At 42.0% G+C, this 13,088-nt stretch carries 10 protein-coding genes and 1 tRNA gene; 7 read left to right on the top strand and 4 right to left on the bottom strand.

Annotation, left to right across the window (positions count from 1 at the left end; all coding sequences use genetic code 11):
- Positions 1 to 8: 8 nt before the first annotated feature.
- The gene (locus DW862_RS05895; RefSeq protein WP_032811718.1) at positions 9 to 566 is read right to left on the bottom strand and encodes a DUF4199 domain-containing protein; all 558 of its coding nucleotides are present in this window, start codon (positions 564 to 566) and stop codon (positions 9 to 11) included.
- A 308-nt stretch (positions 567 to 874) separates the two neighbouring features.
- On the opposite strand from DW862_RS05895, the gene DW862_RS05885 reads away from it, so the two are divergent.
- A tRNA-Thr gene (locus DW862_RS05885) sits at positions 875 to 948 on the top strand.
- A gap of 63 nt (positions 949 to 1,011) precedes the next feature.
- On the opposite strand, the gene eno is transcribed toward DW862_RS05885, so the two are convergent.
- From eno to crcB, 3 genes are all read right to left on the bottom strand, one after another.
- Positions 1,012 to 2,292, bottom strand: coding sequence for a phosphopyruvate hydratase (gene eno / locus DW862_RS05880; protein ID WP_055236504.1), 1,281 nt, complete (start codon positions 2,290 to 2,292; stop codon positions 1,012 to 1,014).
- Between the two features lie 179 nt (positions 2,293 to 2,471).
- A complete protein-coding gene (locus DW862_RS05875) occupies positions 2,472 to 3,134 on the bottom strand; it encodes a pentapeptide repeat-containing protein (protein WP_120067462.1) in 663 nt (220 codons plus the stop codon).
- On the bottom strand, positions 3,131 to 3,505 hold the full coding sequence (gene crcB, locus DW862_RS05870) for a fluoride efflux transporter CrcB (RefSeq protein WP_117684310.1): 375 nt from the start codon (positions 3,503 to 3,505) through the stop codon (positions 3,131 to 3,133). Before crcB ends, DW862_RS05875 begins: the two co-directional genes overlap by 4 nt.
- A 351-nt stretch (positions 3,506 to 3,856) precedes the next feature.
- Between crcB and DW862_RS05865 the strand changes: the two genes are divergently transcribed.
- The 6 genes from DW862_RS05865 to DW862_RS05840 all read left to right on the top strand — a co-directional run bounded on the left by DW862_RS05865 (position 3,857) and on the right by DW862_RS05840 (position 13,021).
- Positions 3,857 to 6,016 (top strand): glycoside hydrolase family 97 protein, encoded by a 2,160-nt coding sequence (locus DW862_RS05865; protein WP_120067461.1) that lies wholly within the window; start codon positions 3,857 to 3,859, stop codon positions 6,014 to 6,016.
- Between the two features lie 164 nt (positions 6,017 to 6,180).
- Complete coding sequence (locus DW862_RS05860; protein WP_120067460.1) at positions 6,181 to 7,590, top strand: amidophosphoribosyltransferase; 1,410 nt, start codon at positions 6,181 to 6,183, stop codon at positions 7,588 to 7,590.
- A 150-nt stretch (positions 7,591 to 7,740) separates the two neighbouring features.
- Complete coding sequence (gene pepT / locus DW862_RS05855; protein ID WP_120067459.1) at positions 7,741 to 8,964, top strand: peptidase T; 1,224 nt, start codon at positions 7,741 to 7,743, stop codon at positions 8,962 to 8,964.
- Between the two features lie 72 nt (positions 8,965 to 9,036).
- Complete coding sequence (gcvT, locus tag DW862_RS05850; protein ID WP_120067458.1) at positions 9,037 to 10,122, top strand: glycine cleavage system aminomethyltransferase GcvT; 1,086 nt, start codon at positions 9,037 to 9,039, stop codon at positions 10,120 to 10,122.
- Positions 10,123 to 10,272: 150 nt separating this feature from the next.
- Positions 10,273 to 12,546 carry a cation:proton antiporter gene (locus DW862_RS05845; protein ID WP_120067457.1) on the top strand — a complete coding sequence of 758 codons (2,274 nt, stop codon included), beginning with the start codon at positions 10,273 to 10,275 and terminating at the stop codon, positions 12,544 to 12,546.
- Positions 12,547 to 12,595: 49 nt separating this feature from the next.
- Entirely contained in the window at positions 12,596 to 13,021 is a 426-nt protein-coding gene (locus DW862_RS05840) for an HIT family protein (protein ID WP_055236499.1), read from the top strand.
- Positions 13,022 to 13,088: the final 67 nt, after the last annotated feature.

Below are 13,088 nucleotides of genomic sequence, written 5' to 3'. Positions count from 1 at the left end.
TTTATAAATTATGATTGAACGGGTCCGTCATTTTCCGGTTTGGCCTTTTTCATTACCATCAATGCGGTAGGGATGGCCAGGATACTTCCCCAGAATACATCCCATGACAATAACTGCATGGTGATATTGATAGAAGTAAGTGAACGGGCGGTATCTATCGTTTCTTTTATAACTTCTTTGTTTTCTATCAAAGCCGGAGTGTTGGCCATCAACTCGTCCCATAGCTGGATATAAGAGTTGACGATAAAACCGTGATCGATGAACTGGAAATAGGCGTAGTGGGCCACGGCTACCAATAGGGAAGCAAACATATACATAAATATAGTGAAGAGCATGGCATGCGAAAATTGGATACTCCCCCCGCAAATCTTATCCCGATACATTTTCGCGTAGTGATATCCGATGAAAGGTACGGATAATGTCAGGATTACAAATAAAAGCGAAAGGAAAGGTATGTGGAATCCCAGCGGAAATAATATGAACTTCAATATCCAGTAGATTCCCATGTACGTGCCAAAATGCATGGCATATTTTTGTAAATAGCTTCTGTTCTCTGTCATCTTCATTTATAAATTGCGCACAAAGGTACAAATAATATCGGTTGGTAGGGGAAATCTGGTTGTTAAAGTTAATAAAGCAGGGGAAGTTGCTGTCTGAATATTTTTTTGCGATTTTAATTGCTTGAAACGTAGCTTGTTAGTATTTTATTCGTAAAAAAGTTATCTGCAGCTATTGCAGAATACATAAAAATGTCTACCTTTGCAACCGCAAAACGGGTAAGTCCTATACGGCCAGCTCCCTTCGAATCCTCCAGGGCTTGATCGCAGCAAAGGTAGTTGGTTGTAGCGGCGCGATATAGATAGCTTACCCACCCGCCTCTTTAGCTCAGTTGGCCAGAGCACGTGATTTGTAATCTCGGGGTCGTTGGTTCGAATCCGACAAGAGGCTCAAAAAGAAAAAAGCATTCAGGTAGTTTACTTGAATGCTTTTTTTATAATCTAGCATAGAGATTTACTTGATTCTCTTGTATCCATATACAGCCAAGTCGCCGAGTTCTTCTTCGATACGGAGCAGTTGGTTATATTTAGCCATACGATCCGAACGGCTCAACGAACCTGTCTTGATTTGTCCGCTGTTGGTAGCTACTGCGATATCAGCGATAGTAGCGTCTTCTGTTTCACCCGAACGGTGAGAGGTAACAGTGGTGTATCCATGGCGGTGAGCCATTTCGATAGCGTTCAATGTTTCTGTCAACGAACCGATTTGGTTTACTTTAATCAGGATAGAGTTGGCACAACCTTTTTCGATACCCATGGCAAGGAAGTCTACGTTAGTCACGAACAAATCGTCACCTACCAACTGGCAGCGGTTGCCGATGCGTTCTGTCAATTTCTTCCAACCTTCCCAGTCGTTTTCGCTCATACCGTCTTCGATAGAGTCGATAGGGAACTTGTTAATCAGTTCTTCCAGATAGTTGATTTGTTCTTCAGCGGTACGTTTCTTGCCTTTTTCGCCTTCAAACTTGGTATAATCATAAATACCATCGTGGTAGAATTCAGAAGAAGCGCAGTCCATTCCGATCATTACATCTTTACCCGGTTCGTAGCCTGCGGCTTTGATAGCGGCAAGGATCGAGTTCAGGGCATCTTCGGTACCTTCGAGGTTAGGAGCGAAACCTCCTTCATCACCTACAGCAGTACTTAAACCACGGTCTTTCAAAACCTTCTTCAAGGCATGGAATACTTCAGCACCCATCCGCAGACCTTCTTTGAAAGAAGGGGCACCGACAGGGCGAATCATAAATTCCTGAAATGCGATAGGAGCATCGCTATGTGAACCACCGTTGATGATGTTCATCATCGGTACAGGCATTACATAGGTATTTGTTCCACCGATGTAACGGTATAGAGGAAGATCCAGATAGTTGGCGGCAGCTTTGGCTACTGCAAGAGATACACCGAGAATAGCGTTGGCACCTAAATTGGATTTAGTCTTAGTGCCGTCCAATGCCAGCATTGCGTAGTCGATACCTCTCTGATTGAGCGAAGACATACCAACCAGTTTCGGAGCGATGATTTTATTTACATTGTCAACCGCTTTTTGTACTCCTTTTCCACCATAGCGTTTTTTATCACCATCGCGAAGCTCCAATGCTTCATGTTCACCTGTGGAAGCACCAGACGGTACAGATGCACGTCCTGTGATGCCGGATTCCAATACTACGTCAACTTCTACTGTGGGATTACCTCTTGAATCGAGAATTTCTCGAGCTACAATTTTTTCAATTTTCATCGTTTCTATTGTTTTTGAATAAGATTTCTGCAAAAGTACGGACTTGACAGGGAGTGAGAAATCACTATAAATAGGTATTCTTTTTGAACCTATTCCCTATATGTCGTTAGTCCGACCTTATATTATAACAACGGGACGATGTTTTTTGTTTGAGTGTGGCCGGGTGAATTTGCAGGATTTTAATCTTCGATAATAACCCCTAACAGTGGAAGCAAATCTATAGCCTGCAAGGAGGTGATGACAGCCCCTTTCAGATCGCTGATGTTAAGCGTGATTCCGCTGATGCGGGAAGTGCGCAAATCTATTCCGCGGAGCGAAGCATGTGAGAAATCGGCTTCTACAAGGTCGCAACCGTCAAAAGCGACAGATGAAAAACGGCAGTCGTTCAGAGTTCCGTTGCGGAGCTGGCTGTGTGCAAAACGTACCTGATTCATTTTACTCATGGCGAGGTTGATGTAACCGGCATTGCAGTCGTGCAGCAAGACATGATTCATCGTTGTTTCAGATAAATTGGTACCCAATAGTTTGCAGGAAATGAATTCTACCCGGTAGAGCGAACTTTCAGCAAAAGAGATGTTGGATAAATCACAGTTCTCGAACCTGACATCGGTCAGTTGGGAAGAACGGAATTTACATTCGCTGAATGTCTGATTTTGGAAAGTACAATTCTTGAAACTTTTATAAGATTTGTCGATACCTTCTTCTTTTCCTTTACAGAATAAAAGATGAGAGACGGTTTCTTCTCTGTCGAGCCATTCCTGTAGGGTAGTAGTACTGACTTCCTGCTCTTCCATCATGGGAGGAACAACGCGGACGGGTTTGATTGGGCTTCTTTTCATCATGCCTTTCCCACATATCCGCCGGCTACCACAGCGGCCAATCCTATACCTATACTTATTAATGTATATAGAATAAATACTCCGTAAAATTCTCCTTTCAGTAGACTTACGCCGTCACTGGAGAAAGTAGAGAACGTTGTGAAACCTCCACATAAGCCCGTTGTCAGAAACAAACGGACTTCGAACGGAAGGTGAAACCGTTCTGAAAGGGCATAAAACAGGCCGATAAGAAAACTACCGAGGAGATTGACAGTGAAAGTAGCCCATGGAAAATGGTAGGGGACGATTCGTTCGTGCATTAACAACTGAATGAAATAACGCAATGCACTACCCGTGCCTCCGCCGATAAAGATATAGATAACTTCTTTGCTCATTTGATTGAAAGATTGATATTATTTAGGCGACTTCAAAATCCTTTTCGAGTTGCTCGAAACCTCCGGGATAAATTAAGGCGTTGTGCCATATGAATAATAAAATGTTTATTGTGATTGAGATAATAATCTGCAAATATAGAAAGATTATGCAATATTCATATTTAATCCTTTTAATTTATTCACCATAGACACTATATTTTTTCTAGTCTCAAAATATGTTATCTACTTTATTATTAAATACTTATTCTGTTTTTGGTTCTGTATCCCTCTATATTTTATTTATAAAGAAAAACACCTCTTGTGTTTCCGGTCTATCTTTGCCATACGATTATTAACTAACTCATTTATATCATGAAGAACATGAAAATAGGAACTGTAATAGGGCTTTGTCTGTTGCTCTCTTTTTTCTTCGGCACATCAGCTAAAGCCGAAAGTATCACTTCTCCTGACGGACAATTAAAACTTAATTTCTCTGTCAATGCTCAAGGAGAACCGGTGTACGAACTCTTTTATAAAGGAAAAGAAGTAATTAAACCTTCGAAACTGGGATTGGAATTAAAGAATGATCCGGGACTGATGAACGGATTCACGCTGATCGATACGAAAACTGCTACTTTTGACGAAACATGGCAACCTGTGTGGGGAGAGGTGAAATCCATCCGCAACCATTATAATGAAATGGCTGTCACCTTGAATCAAAAAGCACAAGGTCGTAATCTGATTATTTGTTTTCGTCTTTATAACGATGGTTTGGGATTCCGTTATGAATTTCCACAGCAGAAAAATCTGAATTACTTCGTTATCAAAGAAGAACATTCTCAATTCGCTATGGCTGGCGATCATACAGCCTTCTGGATTCCCGGCGATTATGATACGCAGGAATATGACTATACCGAATCCAAACTTTCAGAAATTCGCGGATTATTGCAAGGGGCAATTACTCCAAATGCTTCTCAAACACCTTTCTCTCCGACAGGTGTACAAACTTCCCTGCAAATGAAAACGGCCGACGGATTGTATATCAATCTGCATGAAGCCGCTTTGATCGACTACTCTTGTATGCATCTGAATTTGGACGATCAGAATCTGGTTTTTGAATCATGGCTGACTCCTGATGCGAAAGGAGATAAGGGGTATATGCAGACTCCCTGCCGTTCACCCTGGCGTACGGTGATTGTAAGTGATGATGCCCGTGATATTCTGGCTTCTAAATTGACTCTGAACCTGAATGAGCTTTGTATTTATGAAGATGTTTCTTGGATTAAGCCGGTGAAATATATCGGAGTGTGGTGGGAAATGATCACCGGAAAAGGTTCCTGGTCGTATACGGATGATGTTTATTCGGTGAAACTTGGACAGACGGATTATTCCAAAACAAAGCCAAACGGACGCCATTCAGCCAACAATGATAAAGTGAAACGTTATATCGATTTTGCTTCCGAACATGGATTCGATCAGGTATTGGTGGAAGGCTGGAATGAAGGTTGGGAAGACTGGTTTGGAAATTCGAAGGATTATGTCTTTGATTTCGTCACTCCGTATCCTGATTTTGACGTGAAAATGCTCAATGCGTATGCAAAGGAAAAAGGGGTGAAGCTGATGATGCATCACGAGACCTCTGCTTCTGTACGTAACTACGAACGTCATCTTGATAAAGCATATCAGTTTATGATAGATAACGGGTATAATGCTGTGAAGAGTGGATATGTAGGTAACATTATTCCTCGTGGAGAACATCATTACGGACAGTGGATGAATAACCATTATTTATATGCGGTAGAAAAAGCTGCCGAATATAAGATATGTGTAAATGCCCACGAAGCAACCCGTCCCACAGGATTATGTCGTACCTACCCGAATCTGATTGGTAACGAATCGGCTCGTGGCACGGAATATGAAGCTTTTGCAGGCAACAAACCGTTCCATACCACTTTGCTTCCTTTCACCCGTCAGATTGGCGGACCGATGGATTATACGCCAGGTATTTTTGATACCAAACTATCTTTTCTGTCGGGCGATCACAGCTTTGTACGTACTACTTTAGCTAAACAATTAGCGCTTTATGTAACGATGTACAGCCCTTTGCAAATGGCAGCCGACCTTCCGGAAAGCTACGAACGCCACATGGACGCGTTTCAATTTATCAAAGACGTAGCTGTTGATTGGGATGACAGCAAATATCTGGAAGCAGAACCGGGAGATTATATCACGGTTGCCCGTAAAGCGAAAGGTACTGATAACTGGTTTGTAGGCGGCATCACCGACGAAAATCTCCGTACCTCTGCTTTTACGCTTGATTTTCTTGAACCGGGAAAACAATATGTAGCCACTCTTTATGCTGACGGAAAAGATGCTGACTTTGAAAAGAATCCGACCTCTTATCAGATAAAAAAAGGATTGGTGACAAACAAAAATAAGATGTCTGTGAAACTGGCACGTAGTGGAGGATTTGCGATAAGTCTGATAGAAGCAACTCCTGCCGACTTGAAAACAATCAGGAAATGGAAATAAGATTTAGGTAAAAAGATTGTTTACGGATTCCTCGTTTTTTAATAAATATTAGTTGTGCTTCGCAAAGAAAACTAAAACTTTGCGGAGTACTTTTTTTATAGGACGGATTCTTTTTTGTACTTTTGCGCCATCTTTTTTAAAACATCATCAATAAAGAGAACAACATGGGAGGTTTTTTCGGAACAGTCTCGAAAACTAGTTGCGTGACTGATTTATTCTATGGCACAGATTATAACTCACATCTGGGTACCAAGCGAGGAGGACTCGCAACATACAGTGAGGAAAAAGGGTTTATCCGCTCCATTCACAATTTGGAAAGTACTTATTTCCGAACCAAATTTGAAGGAGAACTAGACAAATTTAAAGGAAACGCCGGCATCGGCATCATTAGCGACACAGACGCACAGCCTATCATCATCAATTCTCATCTCGGGCGCTTCGCCATTGTCACAGTTGCTAAAGTAGCCAATATCCAGGAATTGGAAGAAGAACTTCTCAGTCAAAACATGCACTTCGCCGAGCTTAGTTCGAGCAGCACCAACCAGACGGAACTTATCGCATTACTTATTATACAAGGTAGAACCTTTGTTGAAGGTATCGAAAATGTGTTTAATCACATTAAAGGTTCTTGCTCTATGCTGCTCCTGACGGAAGATGGTAGCATCATCGCTGCCCGTGACCGATGGGGACGTACTCCGGTAGTGATTGGAAAGAAAGACGGTGCTTATGCTGCAACGAGCGAATCGTCCAGCTTCCCGAATTTGGATTATGAGATTGAGAGATATTTAGGTCCCGGTGAGATTGTTCGCATGTATGACGATCACATCGACCAGCTTCGCAAACCCAATGAGGATATGCAAATTTGCTCGTTCCTGTGGGTGTACTATGGTTTCCCGACTTCTTGCTATGAAGGAAAGAATGTGGAAGAAGTGCGTTTCACCAGCGGATTGAAAATGGGGCAGACAGATGAATCGGAAGTAGACTGCGCCTGCGGTATTCCTGATTCGGGAGTGGGGATGGCTTTAGGATATGCCGAAGGAAAGGGAGTTCCCTATCATCGTGCTATCTCGAAATATACACCGACGTGGCCGCGTAGCTTTACTCCCAGCAATCAGGAGATGCGTTCGCTGGTAGCCAAGATGAAGCTGATTCCTAACCGTGCGATGTTGCAAAATAAACGTTTGTTGTTCTGTGACGATTCTATTGTACGGGGAACTCAACTGCGTGATAATGTGAAGATTCTGTATGATTATGGAGCAAAAGAGGTACACATGCGTATCGCTTGTCCGCCATTGATTTACGCTTGTCCGTTTGTCGGTTTCTCGGCTTCCAAAAATGCATTGGAGTTGATAACCCGTCGCATTATCAAGGAACTGGAAGGTGATGAAAATAAGAATTTGGAGAAATATGCCACTACCGGTTCTCCGGAATACGAAAAGATGGTTAGCATTATTGCCGAGCGTTTTGGACTAAGTTCATTGAAGTTTAACACGCTGGAAACGTTGATTGAGGCTATCGGCTTACCTAAATGCAAAGTATGTACACATTGCTTTGATGGTAGCAGCCACTTTTAAAGCAGTAAAATAGGATATTTAAATATCCGGATAAAAGTATACAATAAAAAAGAGCCGTGAATTGCTTTGTAATTCACGGCTCTTTTTTTACCTTTACGGCACTATAAACTATCAAATTGTAAATTGTAAATCGTTAAATCGTAAATAGAAATGACTTTAGTAGACAGATTTTTAAAGTATGTAAGCTTCGATACACAATCTGATGAATCGACTGGGCTTACTCCAAGTACTCCGAAGCAGATGATTTTTGCTGAATACTTGAAAAAAGAGTTGGAATCTTTGGGATTGGAAGATATTACTTTGGATGAGCATGGCTATCTTTTTGCTACACTTCCTGCCAATATAGATAAAGAAGTACCCACTATCGGATTTATTGCCCACATGGATACAAGTCCTGATATGACAGGTAAAGATGTCACTCCGCGGATTGTGGAAAAGTATGATGGCTCGGATATTGTGCTTTGTGCTGAAGAGAATGTGATTCTTTCTCCATCGCAATTCCCGGAATTGCTGGATCATAAGGGGGAAGACTTGATTGTAACCAACGGAAAAACGTTGCTCGGTGCCGACGACAAAGCCGGTATCGCGGAAATTGTATCTGCGATGGTTTATCTGAAGGAACATCCCGAAATCAAGCACGGTAAAATCCGTATCGGCTTCAATCCTGACGAAGAAATCGGTGAAGGTGCTCATAAATTCGATGTAGAGAAATTCGGTTGCGAATGGGGATATACGATGGATGGAGGTGAAGTAGGGGAGTTGGAGTTTGAGAACTTTAATGCCGCTGCCGCAAAAATAACCTTTAAAGGACGTAATGTGCATCCGGGATATGCCAAGGATAAGATGATTAACTCTATCTATCTTGCCAATCAGTTTATCACGATGCTTCCCTCACAGGAAAGACCGGAACATACGACCGGCTATGAAGGATTCTATCATTTGATCGGTATTCAGGGGGATGTGGAGCAAAGCACTGTGTCTTATATCATCCGCGATCATGACCGTGCAAAATTTGAGAACCGTAAAAAAGAGATAGAACGTCTGGTAGCTCAAATGAATGCTGAACATGGAGCAGGTACTGCGACACTCGAACTGCGCGACCAGTATTATAATATGCGTGAGAAAATAGAACCGGTAATGCACATCATCGATACTGCTTTTGCAGCTATGGAAGCCGTTGGCGTGAAACCGAACGTAAAACCGATTCGTGGAGGTACGGATGGTGCGCAGCTCTCTTTCAAAGGATTGCCTTGTCCGAATATCTTTGCCGGTGGTCTGAATTTCCACGGACGTTACGAATTCGTACCTGTCCAGAATATGGAGAAGGCCATGAAAGTTATCGTGAAAATAGCTGAACTGGTAGCTTCCAAATAAAAAGGTGGTAAACACAGGTAATACTTAATACTTAAAACTTAATACTTGATTAATACTTAATACTTTAAAATAATGAAAACCACTCCGTTTACAGAGAAACATATCATACTCGGTGCTAAAATGCATGAGTTTGCAGGTTATAATATGCCTATTGAGTACTCCGGTATCATTGACGAACACTTGACTGTTTGTCAAAGTGTCGGTGTATTTGATGTGTCGCACATGGGAGAGTTTTGGGTGAAAGGCCCGCAAGCATTAGCCTTTCTGCAGAAAATAACTTCCAATAATGTGGCGGCACTGGCTCCGGGTAAAATACAATATACTTGTTTTCCAAATGAAGAGGGAGGTATTGTAGATGATTTGCTGGTTTATCAGTATGAACCGGAAAAATACATGTTGGTGGTGAATGCTTCCAATATGGAAAAAGACTGGAACTGGTGTGTTTCTCACAATACGGAGGGAGCCGAGTTGGAAAACTCGTCGGACAACACAGCTCAACTCGCTGTACAGGGTCCGAAGGCTATTCTGGCTCTGCAAAAGTTGACGGACATTGATCTTGCTTCCATTCCTTATTATACATTTAAAGTTGGAACGTTTGCAGGTGAAGAGAATGTGATTATCTCCAATACGGGTTATACCGGTGCGGGAGGTTTCGAACTTTATTTCTATCCGTCCGCTGCAGATAATATATGGAAAGCGGTTTTTGAAGCTGGTGAGGAATTTGGTATTAAACCTATCGGCTTGGGAGCACGTGATACACTTCGGTTGGAAATGGGCTTCTGTCTGTATGGTAATGACTTGGATGATACTACTTCTCCGATCGAAGCCGGATTGGGCTGGATTACTAAGTTTGTGGAAGGTAAGGATTTTATCAACCGTCCTATGCTGGAAAAACAGAAAACGGAAGGTGTTACCCGTAAACTGGTTGGTTTTGAAATGGTTGACCGCGGGATTCCCCGCCACGGCTATGAACTGGTAAATGCTGAAGGCGAGCAAGTGGGAGTGGTTACTTCCGGTACGATGTCGCCTACCCGTAAGATTGGTATCGGTATGGGATATGTAAAGCCGGAATACAGTAAGGTGGGCACGGAAATCTGTATTGATATGCGTGGTCGGAAGTTAAAAGCAGTGGTAGTGAAACCTCCTTTTAGAAAATAAGAAATAAGCTGGTTGTTGTGTATAGCCCCGGATAAGTATCGACTCTATCCGGGGCTAACTTATTTTAGGACGTTATTGCAAAACATATCCGTAGATATGTTGTTTATCCCATAGAAATAATATAATTTTGTCATCAAATACGATGAAATAATGTCTCAATTACCTACTCTTATAGCTGACCTCGCACTGATATTGATCTGTGCCGGTGTTATGACTTTGTTGTTTAAGAAGTTGAAGCAACCTCTGGTCTTGGGATATGTAGTTGCCGGATTCCTGGCAAGTCCGCATATGCCGTATACTCCTTCAGTGATGGATACTGCCAATATTAAGACATGGGCAGATATTGGTGTCATTTTCTTACTGTTTGCTCTCGGTTTGGAATTTAGTTTTAAGAAGATTGTCAAGGTGGGTGGTTCTGCCATCATAGCTGCCTGTACCATCATCTTTTGTATGATTTTGTTGGGTATAGGAGTCGGTATGGGCTTTGGCTGGCACCGGATGGACAGTCTGTTTCTGGGTGGTATGATTGCGATGTCGTCTACCACTATTATTTATAAAGCTTTTGACGATTTGGGATTAAGGAAGAAACAGTTTACCGGACTAGTGTTGAGTATCTTGATTTTGGAAGATATTTTAGCCATTGTATTAATGGTGATGCTTTCCACGATGGCGGTCAGCCATAATTTTGAAGGGACCGAAATGTTGGAGAGTATCGGCAAATTATTGTTTTTCCTTATCCTGTGGTTTGTTGTCGGCATTTATCTGATTCCTGAATTCTTAAAGCGCTGCCGGAAATTGATGGGAGAGGAGACTTTGCTTATTGTGTCGTTGGCGCTTTGCTTTGGTATGGTAGTGATGGCAGCTCATACAGGTTTCTCTGCTGCATTTGGTGCATTTATTATGGGCTCTATTTTGGCAGAAACGATTGAAGCTGAATCCATAGACCGGCTGGTGAAGCCTGTTAAGGACCTTTTCGGAGCTATCTTTTTCGTATCGGTTGGTATGATGGTAGATCCGGCAATGATTGTAGAATATGCTGTTCCTATTATAGTAATCACTTTGGCTGTTATTTTGGGGCAGTCTGTTTTTGGTACTTTCGGTGTCATACTTTCCGGAAAACCATTAAAGACGGCTATGCAATGCGGCTTTAGTTTAACGCAGATCGGTGAATTTGCATTTATTATTGCCTCTTTGGGAGTCTCCTTGCATGTAACGAGTGATTTTCTGTATCCGATAGTAGTAGCAGTCTCTGTCATTACTACTTTCCTGACTCCTTACATGATTCGTTTAGCCGAGCCGGCTTCTACTTTTGTAGATGCACATCTTCCGGAATCATGGAAAAAAATGATGATGCGTTACTCTTCCGGTTCGCAAACAGCACTCAATCATGAGAATTTGTGGAAGAAGCTAATCTTGGCAATGGTACGTATTACGGTCGTTTATTCAATTGTCAGCATATCGATTGTTGCACTTTCTTTTCGTTTTGTCGTGCCATTTTTTAAAGAGAATCTGCCTCATTTCTGGGCGTCGTTATTAGGAGCCGTATTTATCATTCTGTGTATTGCCCCTTTCTTGCGTGCCATCATGGTGAAAAAGAACCATTCGGTCGAGTTTATGACTTTATGGCATGATAATCGTGCTAATCGTGCACCATTGTTATCAACAATCGTGATTCGCATTATGATAGCAGTGCTTTTTGTCATCTTTGTTATTTCCGGATTATTTAAGGCGTCTATCGGCTTGATTATTGGCGTGGCCGTACTTGTCGTTTTGCTGATGGTATGGTCTCGCCGTCTGAAGAAGCAATCGATATTGATTGAACGTCGCTTTTTTCAGAATCTTCGTTCCAGAGATGTACGTGCAGAGTATTTGGGAGAGAAAAAACCGGAATATGCCGGGCGTTTGTTGTCACATGATTTACATCTTGCTGATATGGAAATTCCGGGTGAATCTTGCTGGGCAGGAAAGACATTGATGGAGCTGAATCTGGGAAAGAAGTTTGGAGTTCATGTGGCTTCTATCCTTCGTGGAAAAAGGCGTATTAATATTCCGGGCGGTTCTGTCCGGTTGTTTCCAATGGATAAGATACAGGTGATAGGAACAGATGAACAATTGAGCGTCTTTAATGAAGCGATGCAAAATGGAGCGAAGATAGACTGGGAGGTCTATGAAAAGAGTGAAATGGCTTTGAAGCAATTTATCATTGACAGTGATTCTGTTTTTCTGGGTAAAACGATTCGTGAATCGGGTATTCGCGACAAATATCATTGCATGATAGCGGGCGTTGAGAGTGAAGACGGTACGTTGATGGTTCCCGATGTAAATGCTCCGCTCGAAGAAGGTGATGTTGTTTGGGTGGTAGGTGAAAAAGAGGATGTATACCAATTAGTCGATCAAAAAAACGAAAAAGTACAAGCCGGATAAGAATGGAATACTTATTTTTGCAACGATAAAAACTTAAAATAATAATATCATGAAGAGTGATCCGAAAGAATGTCTGTATTGCCAGAACAATGAAACGCTGCATAATCTGATGATTGAGATAGCGCAATTGAGTGTGTCACGTGTGTTTCTGTTTAAAGAACAAACCTATCGTGGACGTTGTCTTGTTGCTTACAAAGACCATGTGAACGATTTAAATGAATTGAGTGATGAAGACCGTAATGCTTTTATGGCAGATGTAGCACGTGTCACTCGTGCCATGCAAAAAGCTTTCCAACCGGAAAAGATTAATTATGGTGCTTACTCGGATAAATTGTCTCATCTACATTTTCATTTAGCGCCTAAGTATGTGGATGGCCCTGATTATGGAAGTATATTCCAAATGAACCCGGGAAAGGTTTATCTGACTGATGCAGAATATCAGGAATTGATTGATGCTGTTAAGGCAAACCTATAAACGGTAAATTTTGCGGGGTGCCCTGAAAGGGCTTAATTATATAGCGTAGGGCAACGCCCTACGAAAA

This window comes from Bacteroides sp. AM37-9, assembly GCF_003603455.1.
In the GTDB taxonomy this organism is placed as follows: domain Bacteria; phylum Bacteroidota; class Bacteroidia; order Bacteroidales; family Bacteroidaceae; genus Bacteroides; species Bacteroides xylanisolvens.
The sequence above is the reverse complement of the archived record's forward strand: the minus strand, read 5'-3'. Positions and strand labels throughout refer to the sequence as shown.